This is a genomic window from Aeromonas sp. 82P (genome assembly GCF_051919365.1).
In the GTDB taxonomy this organism is placed as follows: domain Bacteria; phylum Pseudomonadota; class Gammaproteobacteria; order Enterobacterales; family Aeromonadaceae; genus Aeromonas; species Aeromonas veronii.
Map to the genome: position 1 here is coordinate 886,113 of NZ_JBQBEV010000001.1, position 18,025 is coordinate 904,137.

General features: G+C 61.8%; 14 protein-coding genes. 9 read left to right on the plus strand and 5 right to left on the minus strand.

Going from position 1 to position 18,025, the window contains the following annotated elements:
• The first annotated feature begins 47 nt into the window (after positions 1 to 47).
• On the plus strand, positions 48 to 1,340 hold the full coding sequence (locus ACTG2S_RS04125; RefSeq protein WP_274160535.1) for a ferredoxin reductase family protein: 1,293 nt from the start codon (positions 48 to 50) through the stop codon (positions 1,338 to 1,340).
• 15 nt (positions 1,341 to 1,355) lie between these two features.
• Here ACTG2S_RS04125 and ACTG2S_RS04130 read toward each other — a convergent pair whose 3' ends face one another.
• Positions 1,356 to 4,523: a S41 family peptidase gene (locus tag ACTG2S_RS04130; protein ID WP_439982026.1), complete on the minus strand. Its 3,168-nt coding sequence runs from the start codon at positions 4,521 to 4,523 to the stop codon at positions 1,356 to 1,358.
• 278 nt (positions 4,524 to 4,801) lie between these two features.
• Here ACTG2S_RS04130 and ACTG2S_RS04135 point away from each other — a divergent pair, with 278 nt between their 5' ends.
• The 6 genes from ACTG2S_RS04135 to ACTG2S_RS04160 all read left to right on the plus strand — a co-directional run bounded on the left by ACTG2S_RS04135 (position 4,802) and on the right by ACTG2S_RS04160 (position 9,455).
• On the plus strand, positions 4,802 to 5,281 hold the full coding sequence (locus tag ACTG2S_RS04135) for a L,D-transpeptidase family protein (RefSeq protein ID WP_042084254.1): 480 nt from the start codon (positions 4,802 to 4,804) through the stop codon (positions 5,279 to 5,281).
• 120 nt (positions 5,282 to 5,401) lie between these two features.
• Positions 5,402 to 6,109 (plus strand): AzlC family ABC transporter permease, encoded by a 708-nt coding sequence (locus ACTG2S_RS04140; RefSeq protein ID WP_005348822.1) that lies wholly within the window; start codon positions 5,402 to 5,404, stop codon positions 6,107 to 6,109.
• A 1-nt stretch (position 6,110) separates the two neighbouring features.
• The gene (locus ACTG2S_RS04145) at positions 6,111 to 6,446 is read left to right on the plus strand and encodes an AzlD domain-containing protein (RefSeq protein WP_005340292.1); all 336 of its coding nucleotides are present in this window, start codon (positions 6,111 to 6,113) and stop codon (positions 6,444 to 6,446) included.
• Between the two features lie 122 nt (positions 6,447 to 6,568).
• The gene (locus tag ACTG2S_RS04150) at positions 6,569 to 8,095 is read left to right on the plus strand and encodes a YjjI family glycine radical enzyme (protein ID WP_439982027.1); all 1,527 of its coding nucleotides are present in this window, start codon (positions 6,569 to 6,571) and stop codon (positions 8,093 to 8,095) included.
• A 10-nt stretch (positions 8,096 to 8,105) separates the two neighbouring features.
• Entirely contained in the window at positions 8,106 to 8,993 is an 888-nt protein-coding gene (locus tag ACTG2S_RS04155; RefSeq protein WP_439982029.1) for a YjjW family glycine radical enzyme activase, read from the plus strand.
• A 138-nt stretch (positions 8,994 to 9,131) separates the two neighbouring features.
• Positions 9,132 to 9,455, plus strand: coding sequence for a DUF1820 family protein (locus ACTG2S_RS04160; protein ID WP_005340296.1), 324 nt, complete (start codon positions 9,132 to 9,134; stop codon positions 9,453 to 9,455).
• 63 nt (positions 9,456 to 9,518) lie between these two features.
• On the opposite strand, the gene ACTG2S_RS04165 is transcribed toward ACTG2S_RS04160, so the two are convergent.
• From ACTG2S_RS04165 to ACTG2S_RS04175, 3 genes are all read right to left on the minus strand, one after another.
• Positions 9,519 to 10,451, minus strand: coding sequence for a LysR family transcriptional regulator (locus ACTG2S_RS04165; RefSeq protein WP_100646832.1), 933 nt, complete (start codon positions 10,449 to 10,451; stop codon positions 9,519 to 9,521).
• Positions 10,452 to 10,614: 163 nt separating this feature from the next.
• The gene (locus ACTG2S_RS04170) at positions 10,615 to 11,811 is read right to left on the minus strand and encodes an amino acid aminotransferase (protein WP_439982030.1); all 1,197 of its coding nucleotides are present in this window, start codon (positions 11,809 to 11,811) and stop codon (positions 10,615 to 10,617) included.
• A gap of 127 nt (positions 11,812 to 11,938) precedes the next feature.
• Positions 11,939 to 12,214: a metal/formaldehyde-sensitive transcriptional repressor gene (locus ACTG2S_RS04175; RefSeq protein ID WP_005340299.1), complete on the minus strand. Its 276-nt coding sequence runs from the start codon at positions 12,212 to 12,214 to the stop codon at positions 11,939 to 11,941.
• 71 nt (positions 12,215 to 12,285) lie between these two features.
• Here ACTG2S_RS04175 and dmeF point away from each other — a divergent pair, with 71 nt between their 5' ends.
• Complete coding sequence (gene dmeF, locus ACTG2S_RS04180; protein WP_274160540.1) at positions 12,286 to 13,257, plus strand: CDF family Co(II)/Ni(II) efflux transporter DmeF; 972 nt, start codon at positions 12,286 to 12,288, stop codon at positions 13,255 to 13,257.
• Between the two features lie 47 nt (positions 13,258 to 13,304).
• On the opposite strand, the gene ACTG2S_RS04185 is transcribed toward dmeF, so the two are convergent.
• A complete protein-coding gene (locus ACTG2S_RS04185; protein WP_005348835.1) occupies positions 13,305 to 13,718 on the minus strand; it encodes a hypothetical protein in 414 nt (137 codons plus the stop codon).
• 263 nt (positions 13,719 to 13,981) lie between these two features.
• Between ACTG2S_RS04185 and pulA the strand changes: the two genes are divergently transcribed.
• Positions 13,982 to 18,016 (plus strand): pullulanase-type alpha-1,6-glucosidase, encoded by a 4,035-nt coding sequence (gene pulA, locus ACTG2S_RS04190; protein WP_439982031.1) that lies wholly within the window; start codon positions 13,982 to 13,984, stop codon positions 18,014 to 18,016.
• The last annotated feature ends 9 nt before the right edge of the window (positions 18,017 to 18,025 follow it).

An 18,025-nucleotide genomic window follows, 5' to 3' on the forward strand; every position in this document is an offset into this window, starting at 1 on the left:
TCAGCAGGGAGATGAGGCCCTGCCGCGATGGAACCAGGGAGCATGTTATGACGAACAAATGGATGTGGTGGCTGTTGCCACTGCTGGCGGTCGGAGTCTGGTGGCTCGGTTATGCGGGGGATGCCAACGGGGTGTGGCCCTGGCGCCATGAGATGTTGTTACTGACCGGCCTGCTGGGGATGGCCTATATGGCGATTTCGCTGTTGCTGGCGTTGCGCTTGCCGCAGTTGGAAGTATGGTGTGGCGGTCTGGACCGGATGTTGCGATTGCACCGTCAGACGGCCATCGGCGGTGCATTGGCGCTCACTGCGCATTGGCTGGTGGTGGAGGTGCCCAAGTGGGCAGTCTCGGCGGGTTGGCTGAGTCGTCCCGCCCGGCGTGGGGCCAGTGCAGCTGGAGCTGGTGCAGGTAATGGCATCTCGCTCCATGCCCTTGGCAATACCCTGGGTGAGTGGAGTTTCTATCTACTGATCGCGTTGGTGGTAGTGAGCTTGCTGGCGCTGGTGAGTTATGGCCGTTTTCGGCTGATCCACCGGCTGGCGCCGCTCATCTATCTGGCGGGGTGGGGGCACGGGCTCTGCCTGTTGCCTCAGGTAGGGGCCATGACCCCTGTTGGGGTAGCGGTCTGGTTGAGCGGCGGGATCGGTGCTATCGGGGCCCTCTACTCTCTGTTGGGGCAAGTGGGGGCGCGGGATCGCCATCCCGGCCGGGTCGTTGCGGTGCGGGCGCTGGCGGATCAGACCTGTGAGCTGGCCATGCAGCTGGAGCGGCCGCTCGCCCATTACCGCCCGGGTCAGTTTGCCTTCTTCGAATTTGATGCCAAGGAGGGGCCGCATCCCTTTACCCTGGTGCGGGTGTCAGCGGATCGGCGCCAGCTGGTGATCGCGGTGCGGGCGCTCGGGGATCATACCCGTCAGCTGGTGGCAGAGGCGCGCGTCGGGGATGGGGTGGTGGTGACCGGGCCCTATGGCGCCTTTGTCGCCCCGCAAGGGGGAGGCCTAGCCCTCTGGCTGGGGGCCGGGATCGGCATCACGCCGTTCGTCGCCTGGCTGGAGGGGCTGGCTGCCCGCGGGGAGCGCGGCGAGGGGATCACCCTGATCCAGTGCGCGCCGGATCTGGCGGGAGCTGTCTACCACCGACGGTTGGCCGAGCTCTGTCATCGCACCGGCGTGCGCTATCAGCTGCATCTGGACAAGACAGCCGGGCGGCTGGATCTGATCCGCATCGCGCATGATGCGCCCGAGAAGGTGTGGTTTTGCGGGCCGGAGGGGATGGCAGATGCCCTGACCCGGCTGTTGCCGGACGGGCATCTGCATCGCGAGCTGTTTCGCTTTCGTTGAGCTCGATGGGCGCCGTTATTTGGCGCTGGCTGGCAACTGCTTGAGGGCGGCTTGTACCGCCGCCTCCAGCTGCGGGTCGCGCCCGGCCACCATGTCGGCGGGAGTGAGGGGCACCTGCAGATCCGGGATCAGCTCCTGATTCTCATAGAAGGTGCCGTCCGGTTTGCGCAGTCCCAGGGTCGGAATGCCGTAGGAGAGCCCCGGGATCAGCCTGGAGTCGTGGCTGTAGACCATGGTGCCGGTGCCGGGCACCGGATCGCCGACGATGGGGCCGACCTTGAGGGTGCGGTAGTACTCGGGGAAGGCGGAGCCTTCCGAGTAGCTGCCAGCGTTGACCAGTACCACCGAGGGCTTGGTCCACTGGCGAGTGGCGGCATCGGTTTCCCCCTTGCCCTGACGGGGCCAGCTGCTGGCCATCCCCTTGGCGCTGCCGCTGCCGGTCAGAAACTCCACCAGGGTATTGGCGAGATAGCCACCGCTGTTGAAGCGGACATCGACGATCAGCGCATCGCGATTGCGCTGTCTGCCGAGGGCATCCGCCACCACTACATCGTAGACCTCGCTATTCATTGCCGGCAGATAGACGTAGCCGACCCGTCCTCCGCTCAGGCTGGCCACCAGCTCCCGCCGTTTCTCAATCCAGCGATCCTGTTGCAGCTGGTACTCCTGCTGCTTGTCGATGGCGGTAAGCACCACCTCGTCAGTTTGCTTGTTGCCCTCCTGCTGGAAGGTGAGGGCAAGCCGGGCACCGGCCTGATGGTTGAGGGCTTGATCCAGCTCGGCCAGATTGGCAATCGGGACGCCGTTGATGGCGAGCAGGCGGGCGCCCGGGGCGATATCGCTCTCCTGATCCAGCGGGCCGCCAGAGAGCAGGGCGGTGAGCTCGACCCCTTGCTCGCCATCCTGCCAGTAGCCACCCAGGCTGGCGGTCTCGTCCGCCATGCGCGGGAAGGGGGCGGGGCCGCTGCCCCAGGTGTGGGAGACATTGAGCTCGCCAGCCAGCTCCGCCAACAGGTTGCCAAAGTCCCGCGGGTTGCCGATGCCCGGCAGCAGGCGGCGGTAAGCGGCGACATAGCTATCCCAGTTCACCCCGTTCATGTCGTCCAGATAGAACTCGTCCCGGGTGAGCCGGGCGATCTGATCGAAGGCGGCAGTCATGCGTGCCTGCCAGCGGTTGGTGGGTTGCAAGGCGAAGGGGGCGCTGGTGGCTTCGCCGGAGTCGAGGTGGATCCGGGTGATCTCCCCATCCCGCACCAGGGTAGCCAGGGTGCCCTGCTGGTTGAGGCTTGCCAGCGCTGGGCCGGGCTGCTCGCCAAACAGTTCGCTGGTTTTGCCCTTGCGCAGATCCTGGCTGTAGCCCTTGATCTCGCTCTCGCTGTTGACCCCCATCTCCTCCACCAGATAGATCACTTGGTCGCCGATGATGCGGCTGGCGAGCAGGGTACCGGTGGGTTGCAGCAGCAGCGCTTCGCGATGGTTGAGACGATCGCTCTCAAAGCCGTATCCCCCTTTCGGCGGCTCCAGCTCGGCAATCGCATCGGCTCTGGCGGCGCGGCTGCTGTAAATGCCGAGCAGGTTGGTGACGAGGGGCTCGCCATCGGGCCCCAGTGCGCCAAACCGGGTCGATTGCCAGTAGAGGATGGCGCCATCCTGACTCCAGCCCGGTTGCCCATCCTGATAGCCGTTGAGGCTGACATTGACCGGTTTGGCCTTGGGATTGGCCGTATCGATCACCGCGATCTCCTGCTCTGCCGCATCGGGGCGGAAAGTGAGCGCCAGATGGCGGGAGTCGGGGGCAAAGGCGAGATGCACCTCGTGGCGCGACGGGTTGAAGCTGGCAGGCACCAGCTCCCGCTGCTTGTTGCTCGCCAGATCCAGCAGGTGGATGGCCTGGCCATCCACCACGAAGGCGAGCTGCTTGCCGTCGGGGGAGAGCACCGGACGGCTGATCCCCTTGTCGGGAATGGCCAGCAGCAGGCTCTCGGTCAGAGTGCCGGGATCGCTGAACAGCAGATCCGGATCACCCTTGCGCAGGCGATAGAGGGCGGCGTGCCCCTGCTGCTCCGACAGATAGATGAGGGCGCTGCCCTGCTCGGCGAAGAGGGGGCTGGATTGCTCGCTCGGATCTCGGGTCAGCTGGCGCACCCGCTCCCGCTCGGGGTCGACGGCAAACAGGTTGCCCTCGCTCACCAGGATCAGCTCATCCGCCTCTTCGCTGACCAGCGCTTCATCTGCCAGGGTCAGGGTCTCGCTCGCCTCATCCGGCGTGCTCGCCACTTGCGGGGTGAGGGTCAGCTTGCGTGGCTCGCTGCTACCGGCATCGAGGCGATAGAGTTCACCCAGCCATGACCAGACCAGATCGCCACTGCGAGAGGCGCTGAGCCCCCGCACCGGATGGCCCTGATAGTGGGTCAGCTGTTGCTCCTTGCCGCTGGCGAGATCCCGGCGCCAGACGTTGAAATCACCACTGCGCTCGCTCAGGTAAAAGAGGGTATCTCCCTTGTCGCTCCAGACCGGATCGGTGGCCGCCACCCGATCTTCGGTCAGCTGCTTGTGCTGCTTGCTATCAAACAGCCAGAGACGGGGCACCGCGAACGAGTGCTGATGCTTGCGAAAGGGTTGATCCGCCGCGGGCATCTGGTAGACGAGCCGCTCCCCGTGGGGGCGGGCGAGGGTCGCAGGCAGCGGCAGATCGGCCTGCAAGGTGCCGCCGGTGATCGGGGTCCAGTAGAGCTCGCCCCATTGGTAGCCTTCCGCGACAAAATGGTCGGCATCGGGCGCGCCCAGGCGCTGGCTGCTCAGCAACAGCCGTTTGCCATCGGTGCTGAAGGCTTGCGGCAGATCGGTGCGCGAATCGCGAGTGAGGCGCACCATCTCGCCGCCGTTGGCGGGTACCACGAACACATCCTCGTTGCCGTAGAGATTGGCGGCAAAGGCGAGCTGTTTGCCATCCGGCGACCAGATTGGCCGCTGGCTCAGGTAGTCGCTGCCGGTGAGCGCCGTAGCGGGGCCACCCTCGGCACTGGCGACAAAAATGCGCCCCTGCCAGGTGAAGGCAAGCTGCTTTCCATCGGGGGAGAGGACGGGCTCGCGCAGCCAGAGCGCATCGGCGGCGACACTGGCAGGCAGCCAGAGCAGAAGTGGCGAGAACAGCAGGGTGGCGAGGCGGCACGAAGAGCGCATGGCATGATCCTGTCGGGGAGTGGAGTGTTATCTTCGCCGATCATTGCCCCGGGTGCCAGCGCGATAATTTTTGTATCTTGTTGTTTTAACTGTTAATTACTAATGCCAAATGACAGCGTTCAAGGAAGATGGCCTGGCTGCGACAAGATATGTTTTGCCGGGCATATTGAGTATTGATGGCGATCCAATATCATGGCGCTCGCTCGCCGCTCGGCGGGCATCGTTCAGATGATCTGGTAACAAGAAAAGCCCGCACCAGAGGCTTGTCGAGGGATGGAATGAGAGCCGTATTACTGTGTTTGTTGGGGCTTTGGCCCGCATTGAGTTTTGCCTTTACCGAAAAAGCCGATTTGGTGGTGGTCAAGAAGTCGACCTATAGCCTGACCCTGATGAAGGATGGCAAGGAACTGAAGCGCTACTGGATTGCTCTGGGCCCGGCGCCCAAGGGGCACAAGCAGCAGGAAGGGGATCAGCGTACGCCGGAAGGGCGCTACACCCTCGACTACAAGAAGACCAATTCCGGCTACTACAAAGCCATCCATATCAACTATCCGAACCTGGATGACATCAAGCGCGCCAATGAGCTGGGTGTTCGCCCGGGTGGTATGATCATGATCCACGGCCAGCGCAACAGCATTGGCAACCGCAGGGTTCAGCCTTCCAACTGGACCAATGGCTGCATCGCCATGCTCAACCACGAGCTGGATGAAGTGTGGGACGCGATTGATCCGGGTACGCCCATCGTCATCGAGCCCTGATCCCCTTGTGCACGCCCGCGACTCCGCGGGCGTTTTATTTCCCGCCAGTGATGACGTGACAGCGCTTGCTGTCCCGTGCTAGTTTTTTCGGCTCGCTTTGGCTGTGACAAGGAAGATCACATGATGTCAGTAACGAGCGTGCCCGAGCGAACGGGGATGCTCTGGTGGCGTGCCACACTGGATATGCTCCCGCTCTCCATTTCGGTGATCCCCTGGGGGATCCTGTGTGGCGCTTTGGCGTTGCAGGCAGGGCTGAGTCCGCTTCAGGCTCAGCTGATGTCGTTGCTGGTCTACGCCGGAGCCGCCCAGCTCTCGGCCACGACCCTGTTCGGGGCGGGCACGCCCCTGCTGCCCATCATGGGCTCCACCATGGTGATCACTTCCCAGCATCTGCTATACGGCTTCACCTTCCGCCGTGACGTATTGCCGCTCTCCCTGCGCTGGCGGGCCAGCCTTGCTTTTTTCCTGACAGATGAGATGTTCGCTGTGGCGCTGAAAGACCGGGAGCGCAGCGGCCACTTTGATCCGGCCTACGCGCTCATCGCGGGATTCGTCTTCTATCTGTTCTGGAATCTGGCGACCCTGCTCGGCATCGCGGCCGGCCAGTACATCGATGGACTGGACAGCATGGGGCTGGATTTTGCTATCGCGGCCACCTTCATCGCCATGACCATTCCCGCCATGAAAAACTTGCCCATGGTTGCGGCCACTCTGGTGAGCGGCGGCACAGCGTTGCTTACCAAGCCGCTGCTGGCGGAGATCCACATCATCGTCTCGGCTCTGGCTGGCATGGTGGTGGGCTATGTGTTGCACCGGATGAGGAGGTAGCGTGAGCTGGCTGATGATTGGCCTGCTGGCCCTGATCACCTTTTTCAACCGCTTCGCCTTCTTTTCTCGGTTGACCCGATATCAGCCGGGTGCCGAGATGGGGGCGTTTCTCGGCTTCTCGGCCCAGTCGGTGCTGACTGCAATCTGGTTGCCCATCGTCTTTAGCTACGAGCCGGGGATAGGTCTTGACTGGGATCCTGACTACCTGACTGCCACCCTGTGGGTAATGCTCTTGACCCTGTTGCGGCTGCCGACTCTGGTTGTGGTGGTGGGTGGAATGGGGGGCTTCTTTCTGCTGCGCTGGCTGGGAGGCATAGCCGAGCTCTTGCCTTGGTGAAGCGCAAGCCGTGATCTTGTGTAATGGATGTCATTATTCGACATCCGTCATGTCATGAATGTCACTTCAAAAAAAGCCTGCAAATGGTGAGGATATGGGCTCTGTCCGTGAAGGAGTGTCCCATGTCTTTGATCGAAACCTGTCAGCGTATCGTGCGCGATCCCCATCTCTCCGCCGCCCAGAAGAGCCACGCACTGGCGCTGGCCGCCGAGAATGCGTTGCCCTACCCCGACCTGCCTGCCGCAGTCGCCGAGGCGATGGAGCAGGGATTTATCTGCGACATGTTCGAAGGGCACGCCCCCTACAAGCCGCGTTATGTGCTGCCGGACTATGAAAAATTCCTGACTCAGGGCTCTGCCTGGCTGGAGTTGGCGGCGCCGCAGGATTTCGACGAGGCGCTCAACGCCCTGCGCATCCTGTATCACCATGTCCCCTCCGTCACCGGCATGCCGGTCTGGCTGGGTCGGCTCGACCATCTGCTGCTGCCGTTTGTCGGCAAACTGGATGACGAGACCCTCTATCGCAAGCTGAAGGGGTTCTGGGTCTATCTGGACAGGGTGCTGCCGGACGCCTTCATGCACGTCAACATCGGGCCGGATGACAACCGCATCTGCCGCCTGATCCTGCGCATCGACAACGAGCTCAAGCAGGTGGCGCCGAACCTCACCTTTTTCCACGATCCGGAGCAGACCCCGGACAGCCTGCTGCTGCAGGCGGTGAAGAACATCGCCGAGTGCAGCAAGCCGCACATTGCCAACTACCCGATCCATCGCGATACCTTTGACCAGCGTGGTTTTGGCATCGTCAGCTGCTACAACGCCCTGCCGCAGGCCGGTGGCGCCAATACCCTGGTGCGCATCTCCCTCAAGCGGGTCGCCGAGCAGTGTCAGGGGATCGATGATTTCCTCGGTTGCCTGCTGCCCCACTACTGCCGTCTGGCCTCTCAGCTGATCGAAGCGCGGGCCTCCTTCCTCCACGATGAGTCTGGTTTCTTCGACAGCTTCCTGGTGAAAGAGGGGCTGCTGGATGAGGATCGCTTTGTCCCCATGTTCGGCATCTACGGCATGGCGGAAGCGGTCAATATCTTGATGGATAAAGAGAATCTGCCGGATCGCTATGGCCATGGCGAGGAGGCGAACCAGCTTGGCTATCGCATCTCGGCCCAGCTCTCCGCCTATGTGACCACGACCCCGCAGACCCATGCCTGGGGTGGCCGCGCTTTGTTGCATTCGCAAGGTGGCCTCAGCATCGATGTGGCTGTTACCCCCGGGGTGCGCATTCCCTACGGGCATGAGCCGGATCCGGCCAGCCATGTGCTGGCACTGGCACCGCACCACACTTATTACCATTCGGGGATCAGCGAGATCCTGACGCTGGATCCCACCATCCGCCAGAACCCGCAGGCGCTGTTGCAGCTCTGCAAAGGGGCGCTCGCCATCGGTATGCGCGAGTTCACCGCCAACGTGGCCGACAGCGATCTGGTACGGGTGACCGGCTACATGATCCGCAAGAGCGACGTGGCCCGCTTCGCAGAGGAGGGGTCGCGCTTGCAGACCACCTGTCTCGGTGCCGAGGCGAGTGAAGTGACCGCCATTCGTCAGCGGGCACCGCGAGTGGTCGCCCACGAATCGACTATCGGCGAGTATTGAGTTCGCACCGATGGCTGATGTTTTGCCAACACGCAGCGCCCTGGTAAGCAGGGTGCTGCCGTTCTCCTGTGTCGATGGGCCGGGCAACCGGCTGGTGCTGTTTCTGCAAGGGTGCAACTTTCGCTGCCCCGGCTGCCACAACCCGCACACCATAGGGCTGTGCGACGATTGCGGTGACTGCCTTGCGGTCTGCCCAAGCGGCGCCCTGACCTTGAGCGAAGGCAAGGTTCATTGGCAGGCAACGCTCTGCACCGATTGCGACGCCTGTCTGGATGTCTGCCCGCGCAGTGCCAATCCCAAGACCACAACCATGACGGTGGACGATGTGTTGGCCCTGCTGCGCCGCTACGGCCCACTGCTGAGCGGGATTACCGTCTCCGGCGGCGAGGCGACCACCCGGCTCCCCTTTGTGGTTGCGCTCTTTACCGCCATCAAGGTCGCGCCGGATCTGGCCCATCTCACTTGCCTGCTCGACAGCAACGGCTTGCTGGCCGAAACCGGCTGGCAGCGGCTGCTGCCGGTGCTCGACGGCGCCATGCTCGATCTCAAGGGGTGGCGTGACTCGGTGCATCACTCCCTGACCGGCTATGGTCGCGAGCGGGTGCTGGGATCGCTGCAACTGCTGGCACGCCACGGCAAGCTGACCGAACTGCGGCTGCTCCATGTGCCGGGCAAGAGCGATTTTCTGGATGCGAGTGGTGAGCTGGACGCGGATCTCGCCGCCTTCTTGCAGCAGCTTGGGCCTGTGCCCATTCGCATCAACGGCTTTCGCCACCATGGGGTACGGGGTGAGGCTGCGCAATGGCCAGAGGCTAGCCAAACCGAGCTGGAACAGCTGACCAGTCGTTTGCGTGCAGCGGGATTGGGGCCGGTCTCACTGCCTGCCTTGATGGGCTGAGTGGCTGCGTCATCCGGTGACCGTTATGGCGTGAGGTGCGGCATGGAAAGGCCGCAACTGTGATTTCTGTCTATTGGAGGGGGCGAGAACGGCGGCTAGAATAATGGCCATCTTCTTACCCCTCAATGACAGATAATCATGAGTGAAAGCAAGGCGTTATATCGGGTTCAGTTTATTTGCCACAGCGAGCGCTACGAAGTCTATGTGCGCGAAGTCAATCAGGGCCAGCTGTTCGGCTTTATCGAGATTGCCGACTTTGTCTGGGACAACCATACGGCACTTATCGTCGATCCCAGTCACGAGAAGCTCAAGAGCGAATTTGCCGATGTGCGCCAGACCCTTATTCCCATGCATCAGGTGCTGCGCATCGATCAGGTGAAAAAGCAGGGGGCTGCCCGCATCACGGATCTGGGCAGCAACGTCGCCTCCTTCCCCAGCCCCATCTATACCAAACGTCCCTAGTCCCTACTTGCTGTTGATGTTTCGCCGCGGTGAAACATCAATCTCTGCTCGTTGTCGTCCGGTTCAGGGCTCAATCAATTCACGACCCAGTTGCAGGATCCGCTGGCGGAACCAGTGACGGGCCGAGCCATCACCGGCCGGGCCATACCAGACCAGACTGTGACTCACCTTGCCGTAATCGAACGGTGCTGGACGCATCACCAGATCCGGCTGACTGGCCATGCAGGCCGCCCAGCCACCGATGGCGGTGAGGATCAGATCAGTCTGGGGCAGCAGGGCCGCCGCGCTGGCAAAATCGGGCAGGGTGGCGCCAATCTGACGACGCACCTGCTGCTGGGCCAGGCTCTGCTCGAAGAAGGGGTTAGCCAGCTCCTGATCCCGGATGGCGATATGGCGCCAGCTCAGGTAGGCATCGAGATCCCAGGGCTTGGCCAGCGCGGGGTGGTCTTTGCGCAGCAGGCAGACCAGTTTCTCTTCCCGCAGGGTCTCCCATACCAGCCCGGGCTGGCGCGGCAACGGCTGGCTCTGGTCATGGGGCAGGATCACGAAGTCGAGTTTGCCCGCTGCCAGCGCCTCCAGCCCCTGCTCATCTTTGTTCCAGATCTCCGGCACCATGCCCGGCACCTCTTTCATCAGCTGACCCAGAATGGGGCCCACCGGCCAGGTCATCACGCTCTCGCGCAATCCCAGCCGCAATGTGCCCTGCCACTGCTGCGGGTTGAAGGCGTTCTGGCGAGTGAGGCCGTTCAGCTCCCCCAACAGCCGGTGCAGGGTGGGCGCCAGTCGCTCGGCCATGGGGGTGAGCAGCAGCTGGTTGCCCTGGCGGTAGAGCAGTTGATCCCCCAGCAGATCCCGCAGCTGGTTGAGGGTCTTGCTGACGGTGGAAGGCGTGGTGCAGAGCCGCTCGGCGGTGCGGGTGACGCTCTGGTTGTCGAGCAGCAGGTGCAGGGTGACCAGATGGCGACCTCCCAGCCGAGAGAGAGCGATCAGATCCATAGTGGCTCCTGAAATTGATGAAGATAAACAGGCTTGGAATCAGGGAGATTCAGCGTGACCTGCTGGCATTCTCTCACAGCAGGGGGAGGGTGAGCAGACTCCTCAAGAGGTGACTGCGAACGCAACAGACAAAAAAGCCCCGCCAAAGCGGGGCTGATGCGGATTAGCCCTTGAGCACCGCCGCCATGGCGTCAGCCACATAGTCGACGTTGCGGCTGTTGAGGCCCGCCACGCACATGCGACCGGATCGCACCAGATAGACGGCGAACTCCTCGCGCAGTCTGTCCACCTGCTCCGGGGTGAAGCCGGTGTAGCTGAACATGCCGCGCTGGTTGATGAAGTAGCTGAAATCGCGGTCCGGCACCTTGGCGCTCAGCACCTCGAACAACTTCTGGCGCATGTCCTTGATGCGGGTGCGCATCTCGGTCACTTCATCGACCCACATAGCGTGCAGCTCCGGCTGGCTCATCACAGCCGCAGTGATCTGGCCACCGTGAGTGGGCGGGCTTGAGTAGTTGCGACGCACGGTGGCCTTCATCTGACCCAGTACCCGGCTCGCCTCTTCGGCATCCTTGCAGATCACCGACAGGCCGCCGCAGCGCTCGCCGTAGAAGGAGAGGTTCTTGGAAAACGAGTTGCTGACGAAGAAGCTGACGCCGGCGGCCACCATGGCGCGGATGGCGTAGGCATCCTCTTCCAGCCCGTCGCCGAAGCCCTGATAGGCGATGTCCATAAAGGGGATCAGGTTCTTCTCGACCACCAGCGCGATCACCCGATCCCACTGGGCGCGGGAGAGATCCACCCCGGTCGGGTTGTGGCAGCAGGGGTGCAGCAGCACGATGCTCTTGGCCGGCAGGCTGCTCAGGCAGTCGATCATCGCATCAAACTGCACGCCGCCGGTGGCCGCATCGTAGTAGGGGTAGTCGTGCACCTTGATGCCGGCTCCCTCGAACATCGCTTTGTGGTTGTCCCAGGTGGGATTGCTGACCCATACCTCGGAGGTCGGGAAGTAGCGCTTGAGCAGATCTGCCCCGATCTTCAGCGCGCCGGAGCCGCCGATGGTCTGGATGGTGGCGATACGTCCCGCCTTGACCGCTTCATGGTCGGCACCAAACAGCAGGTGTTGCACTGCGGTGCGGTAGTTGGCGGCGCCTTCCATCGGCTGGTAGGGGCGCGGGGCCGGGGTGGCGGCGCGCTGGGCTTCGGCTTGCTGCACCGACGGCAGCAGCGGAATACGCCCCTGCTCGTCGTAATAGAGGCCGATCCCCAGGTTCACCTTCTGCTCGCGGGTGTCTTTGTGGAAGGTCTCGACTAGCGTCAGGATGGGGTCGCCAGCGTAGGCATCGACGTGTTCAAACATGGGGGATCCTTGAAATTGACTGTCCAGTAAAACCGGCGGTCAGCCGGGCTGGACATCATGGCGCAAAGCTGGCGGTGGCTCAAGCCCGACGCTGGTCGAGCCTGAAGGGATGGTGCCGCCATCCTGCTTACTTCAAATAGGATCTCAGGACGCTGACCACCTGATCCAGATCCTCCAATCGCTCGGCCGGGGTGGCATCGGGGGCGCCGAGATGCTCGCGCATATGTCCCTCCAGCACCTCCAGCATCAAGCCGTTGACGGCGCCGCGGATGGCGGCGATCTGCTGCAAGATAGCGGTGCAGTCGCTCTCCTGCTCCAGTGCACTCTCCAGCGCACCGGCCTGTCCCTTGATGCGGCGCACCCGTGCCAGCAGCTTCTTTTTGTCGTGAATGGTGTGGGACATGACGGATCCTCTCGATCAATAAAACTATACTGGGGTATAGTATATTGCATCATCGCTCTCAGGAGAAATCCATGTCATCCCTTGCTCAATCCCACTGCCATCAACCCGTCATCCACGAGGGCAATCCGCTGGCCGAACAGAAGACCCGCTGGGCCGTATTGTTGACCGTCATCATGATGGTGGCGGAGATCGGCGGCGGCTGGTTTTACAACTCCATGGCGCTGCTGGCCGATGGCTGGCACATGAGCTCCCACGCGCTGGCGCTCGGTCTCTCGGTGCTGGCCTATCGCGCCGCCCGCCATTTCGCCCGTGACCACAGGTTCAGCTTCGGCACTTGGAAGATCGAGGTGCTGGGTGGTTTCACCAGCGCCCTCTTGCTGGTGGGAGTGGCTGGGTTGATGCTGTTCGAGTCGGTGTTCCGGCTGCTCGATCCCAGTCCGATACACTATCAACAGGCGATCGCTATCGCGCTGGTGGGGCTGCTGGTAAACCTCGCCTGTGCCTGGCTGCTCAAGGATGATCACGGCCACCATCACCACGGCCATGGGCATGACCACCATCATGAGCATCACGACCACGCTCATCATCATGACCATGACGATCACCACGGCCATCAGGATCTCAACCTGCGCGCCGCCTATATCCACGTGCTGGCGGATGCGGCCACTTCCGTGCTGGCGATTCTGGCGCTGGTGGGGGGCATGCTTTGGGGCGCTGACTGGCTCGACCCGCTGATGGGCATAGTCGGTGCCGGACTGGTCGCGGTATGGGCCTGGGGTCTGTTGCGCGACTCCGGTCGGGTGCTGCTGGATGCCGAGATGGATACCCCGCTGGTGGCGGAGATCCGCGAGGTCATCGCCGAACTGCCGGGCACTGATATTCGCGATCTGCACGTCTGGCGGGTAGGGCAGCAGCAGTATGCCTGCGTGCTCTCTTTGCTGATGGTTAATCCGCTACCGGCGCAGCAGATCCGCGAACGGTTGGCGATCCATGAAGAGCTGGTGCATGTGACCATCGAGATCGCCAGCGAACAGGATAAATAACGGGGGCCGTTGGCCCTCTTGGTTTCAGTGCCGTTGGCATTCTGATGTCAGTGCGGCTGCCCGGTGATTTCATCCTGGGGCTTGTGTTGCCACACAGCGCCGAGCAGCAGCTTGAGCAGTAGTCCGGGCGGGTTGTCCAGCAGCTTGCCGGACTCCAGTAGCAGCTGACCATCTGCGCGAAACCCGAGGCTGGCATCTATGGTGCCATCCTCCGAGACCACCTGGATCAGGCCATTGAGGGCGGAGCGCTCACCGGGCTGACAGCGCAGCCGCAGTTCGCGGGGTTCCCCCAGCAGGGTGAAGGCGCGGCTCAGCGGGGGCGAGTCTTCATAATCGGGCCAGTTGAAGAAGTGATACTGCTCGGCCAGGGTGCCAGCCTGCTGGCAAAACTGGTCGAACAGCTGCCCGATCGCCTGATACTCCTGATCGAGTCGTCTCGCCTGCTCTTCAATCCGTTTCATTGCTTACTCCTTGTCTATCCACTTGATCAGACATTGCTTTTCTGACCCCGTGACTGCCGTTTCCCAGATATGAGGCCAAATGGCCGCGAGGTCTGTGAGCCGGATCGAAGTTTCAGTCTGAAAACGTTATCTTGTTGAAACTGGATGATTTTTTTTGCCCGTCCGCTCACATTTGAATCGATTACCGCTGATTAATATGGCACCGCCTGGCAATGACCGGGTGCTCGACTATCGAGACTAACTACAGCGGGAATTATAAAAATATGGATATGAAAAAGACCAAAGTGGCGCTGGTAACAGCCTCACTGCTCGCGCTTTTGTCTGGCTGTAATGACAACAGCACATCTCCCTCTACGCCTGAACCTTCTGATGGCCCTGTCGCTCGTCTACCCAAGATGGATCCCCCGAAAGAGTTGCTGGAAGCCGATAAAAACCAGGTTGTCATCGCTCTGGTGGATACCCAGTCGGCAGCCAAAGGTGCCAAGGCACCGTTTGACAGCCACAGCCTGCATCTTTGGAACAACGACGCCTGCAAGGCAACGGCTGATAGTGGCCTGAATACCGGGTGGGATGACAAGAGCAAGACTCCTGCTGCGGTCGACAGCTTTGGTCCGGCCTGGGTCGTTCCGCTCAAAAATGTGGAAGGGTGCATCAACTTTATCGCCCGCAACGGCGATCTGGCCAACCTGACCGGCAGCGATATGAAGGTGATCTTCAGTGAGCATCCGGATCGCACCGTGGCCATCGTCGCGGGCAAGAAAGATCTGTTTGGCAGCCGTGCCGAGGCCTTTGCCGCCGCCTTCGGGGTGGCGGGTGCCAGTGCCCATCTGATTGATGGCAATACCCTGATCTGGCAAGGTGGCAAGGACAAGCCCCATGTTCGCCTCTATTACACCGGCTCGGGCACCATCAAGGCCAATACCGAAGGGGTGTTCGATTTCCCCTATATCAAACTGACCGCGACCAGTCTGACTGCCGAGCAGCAGGCCAAATATCCGCATCTCAAGGATGCTGCCGCCTTCGCCCTGCCTGCCGGTAAAGATCTCAAGCCCCTGCTCAAGGGGGAACTGGTGGCTATCGGCACCGATGCCGACGGTATCCTGCAAGGAGCCACCCTGGTGCAGAGCGCCGGCGCCCTCGATGCGCTCTATGCGACAGAGGCGACCAAGCTGAGCTATGGCGCCGTGGTAGAGGGTAACCGGGTGACCTTCCGCCTCTGGGCGCCGACCGCCAAGTCGGTCAAGTTGGCCCTCTACAACGCCAGCCACCAGAAGAGTGGCGAGGTGGCCATGACTTTCGACAGCGCCAGCGGCAGCTGGAGTTACGAGGGGGGCAGCGAGCTGATCGGCCAGTTCTACCGTTACGACATGGAGGTCTACCACCCGCTGAGCCGCAAGGTTGAGCGCTATGAGGTGACCGATCCCTACTCCTTGAGCCTCGCGATGAACTCCGAGTTCAGTCAGGTGGTGGATCTCGACGATCCAGCGTTGAAACCGGAGGGGTGGGATAGCCTGAAGGCGCCACACAGCCAGCAGAACCCCGCCGACATCACCATCTATGAGGCCCATATTCGTGACCTGACCGGCAACGACGCCTCCACCGATGAAGAGAAGCGCGGCAAGTTTGTCGGTCTGACCCAGCCCGACTCTGTACCGGTCAACCATCTGAAAGCGCTGGCCAAAAGCGGCGTCAGCCACCTGCACCTGCTGCCGGTGTTCGATATCGCCACTGTCAACGAGGATCCGGCCAAGGTGGCCAATCTCGGCGATGACTTCAGCAAGCTCTGTCAGGTCAATCCGGATGTGAAAACATCCAGATTTGGCGGCTACTGTGGTGGCGGTCAGACCGTGGGAGATGTGCTGGCCGACCTGCAAGGGGGCGACGGCAAGGATAATCCGCAGGTGCAGGAGCTCTCCGGTTACCTGCGCGGCGTCGACTCCTTCAACTGGGGTTATGACCCCTACCACTACACCACGCCGGAAGGCTCCTACGCCACCAACGCCGAGGGCACCAAACGTATTCTGGAGTTCCGCGAGATGGTCAAGGCCATCAAGCAGAACATCGGCATGAACGTGGTGATGGATGTGGTCTACAACCATACCAACGAATCCGGGCTCGGCCCCAAGTCGGTGCTCGACAAGATCGTGCCCTGGTACTATCAGCGCCTCAATCCGGAGACCGGCTCGGTGGAGAACTCCACCTGCTGCTCCAACACGGCGCCGGAACACGCCATGTTTGCCAAGCTGATGGATGACTCCCTGGTCACCTGGGCGCGCGACTACAAGATCGACGCCTTCCGCTTCGACCTGATGGGCCACCATCCGAAAAATCAGATGGTGCAGGCGCTGGCCGCGGTGAAGAAGGTCAATCCCGAGATGTACTTCTACGGCGAGGGGTGGAACTTCGGCGAAGTGCAGGATGACAAGCGCTTCGTGCAGGCGACCCAGAAGCATCTGGGCGGTACCGGTATCGGCTCCTTCTCCGACCGCTTGCGCGATGCAGTGCGCGGCGGCAGTCCGTTCGACGGCGGCGATACCATTCGCAAGACCCAGGGCTTTGGCAACGGTGCCTTCGTCGATCCTAACGAAATGAGCAAGGTGGAGCTGGCAACTGCCTTGCACCAGTCCGATCTGGTGCGGCTCGGCATGGCGGGCAACCTCAAGGAGTTCGTGCTGACCGACAAGGATGGCATACCGAAGAAAGGCGCCGAGATCGACTACAACGGCCAGAGCGCCGGTTATGCCCAGGATCCGGTGGAAGTGCAGAACTATGTCGACAAGCACGACAACCAGACCCTGTTCGACAACCTGATCTACAAGGCGCCTGCCGGAGCCGATCTGGTGCGGATGCTGGGGGTCTCGCTGGCGACAGCCATGCTGGGTCAGGGCATTCCCTTCACCCACGCCGGTGTCGAGCTGCTGCGTTCCAAATCCATGGAGCGGGACAGCTATGACTCGGGCGACTGGTACAACAAGGTCGACTACACCCTGGGCGACAACAACTTCGACAAGGGGTTGCCGCGCAAGGACAAGGATGGCGACAACTATCCGCTGATCGAGCAGGTGCTCGGCAAGCATGCCAAGCCGGGCTCGGCCGAGATGGCGCAGATGGTGAGCTTCTATCAGGAGCTGGCGGAGCTGCGCAACTCCTCCCGTCTGCTGCGTCTGGGCAGTGGCGCCGAGGTGATCAAGCGGGTCGACTTCCGCAATACCGGCCCGGATCAGGTGCCCGGCCTTATCGTCATGACGGTGGATGATGGCGTCAGTGCCGGAACGGATCTGGATCCGGCCATCGACGGTCTGGTGGTGATGATCAACGCCAGCAACCAGAGCCAGAGCATCGGCGACTTCCGTGACGGTAACGATCAGCCTATCGATCTGAGCGGTATGGTGCTAAGCAGCAAGCATCGCGCTGTCGACAGCATCGCCAGCGGCGCCGCCTATGATAACGGCCAGCTGACGCTGGGGGCCTGGTCTGCCGCCGTGTTCGTCAAGCCGCAGTCTGGTGCACAGGGCGCGGGCCTGCCGGTCAGCAAGAAGACCGACTTGAGCACCCTGCCACCGTTTGGCACTACCGCCGTCTACCTGAAAGGGTTCCTCGATGAGTGGGGCAACACCAACCAGATGATCTTCAGCGGCAACTTTATGTACGAGTTCACTACCGAGGTGAGCACCGACAAGCTGGGTACCACCAACGTCAAGATCGCTGACGCCAGCTGGGGGCCGGTCAACTACGGCAGCTGCAACGCCGGTGACAAGCTGGTGGTCGGCACTCCGCTGACCCTTTGCAAGGGGGGAGAAACCGGCAATATCGGTGTCGATCTGGCCAAGGCAGGCAGCTACAAGTTTGTCTTCACCGCCATGAACAAGGACAAACCGACCCTGAGCGTCAGCTTCACCGAGCCGGTGCAGAGCTGCAAGGTGCTGGATACGGTGGCGGGCAATCCGCTCGGCTACAACCTGTTCGTCAAGGGTGAGCTTTCAGGCTGGAATGCCCAACCTCAGTACCAGCTGAGCTACAAGGGGATGGACGGCGATCTCGCCATCTATCAGACGGCGTTCAACTATGCCGGCAGCACCGAGTTCAAGGTCGCCAACGAGGACTGGAGCAAGGAGTACCTGCTCAACGGTGGCGGCGCGGTGAACGCTGAAACCGGCTATTCGTTCGCCTTCTCCAAGGGTGGCAGTGCCAATAACAGCATCACCCTGCCGCAGGGGCTGTGGAGTGTGCTGGTGAAGGTTGACCCGGCTGGCGTCAAAGCGGGTACTGCCGTCATTCAGGAGTGCAGCGTCAAGTAAGCAAGCCAT

Bases quoted from the DNA above. Each gene is read 5' to 3' on its own strand.
- dmeF (WP_274160540.1), top strand. From the start codon at position 12,286: ATGTCATCCCTTGCTCAATCCCACTGCCATCAACCCGTCATCCACGAG.
- ACTG2S_RS04130 (WP_439982026.1), bottom strand. From the start codon at position 4,523: ATGCGCTCTTCGTGCCGCCTCGCCACCCTGCTGTTCTCGCCACTTCTG.
- ACTG2S_RS04140 (WP_005348822.1), top strand. From the start codon at position 5,402: ATGATGTCAGTAACGAGCGTGCCCGAGCGAACGGGGATGCTCTGGTGG.
- ACTG2S_RS04160 (WP_005340296.1), top strand. From the start codon at position 9,132: ATGAGTGAAAGCAAGGCGTTATATCGGGTTCAGTTTATTTGCCACAGC.
- ACTG2S_RS04150 (WP_439982027.1), top strand. From the start codon at position 6,569: ATGTCTTTGATCGAAACCTGTCAGCGTATCGTGCGCGATCCCCATCTC.
- ACTG2S_RS04185 (WP_005348835.1), bottom strand. From the start codon at position 13,718: ATGAAACGGATTGAAGAGCAGGCGAGACGACTCGATCAGGAGTATCAG.
- ACTG2S_RS04135 (WP_042084254.1), top strand. From the start codon at position 4,802: ATGAGAGCCGTATTACTGTGTTTGTTGGGGCTTTGGCCCGCATTGAGT.
- ACTG2S_RS04165 (WP_100646832.1), bottom strand. From the start codon at position 10,451: ATGGATCTGATCGCTCTCTCTCGGCTGGGAGGTCGCCATCTGGTCACC.
- ACTG2S_RS04155 (WP_439982029.1), top strand. From the start codon at position 8,106: ATGGCTGATGTTTTGCCAACACGCAGCGCCCTGGTAAGCAGGGTGCTG.
- ACTG2S_RS04170 (WP_439982030.1), bottom strand. From the start codon at position 11,811: ATGTTTGAACACGTCGATGCCTACGCTGGCGACCCCATCCTGACGCTA.
- ACTG2S_RS04175 (WP_005340299.1), bottom strand. From the start codon at position 12,214: ATGTCCCACACCATTCACGACAAAAAGAAGCTGCTGGCACGGGTGCGC.
- pulA (WP_439982031.1), top strand. From the start codon at position 13,982: ATGGATATGAAAAAGACCAAAGTGGCGCTGGTAACAGCCTCACTGCTC.
- ACTG2S_RS04125 (WP_274160535.1), top strand. From the start codon at position 48: ATGACGAACAAATGGATGTGGTGGCTGTTGCCACTGCTGGCGGTCGGA.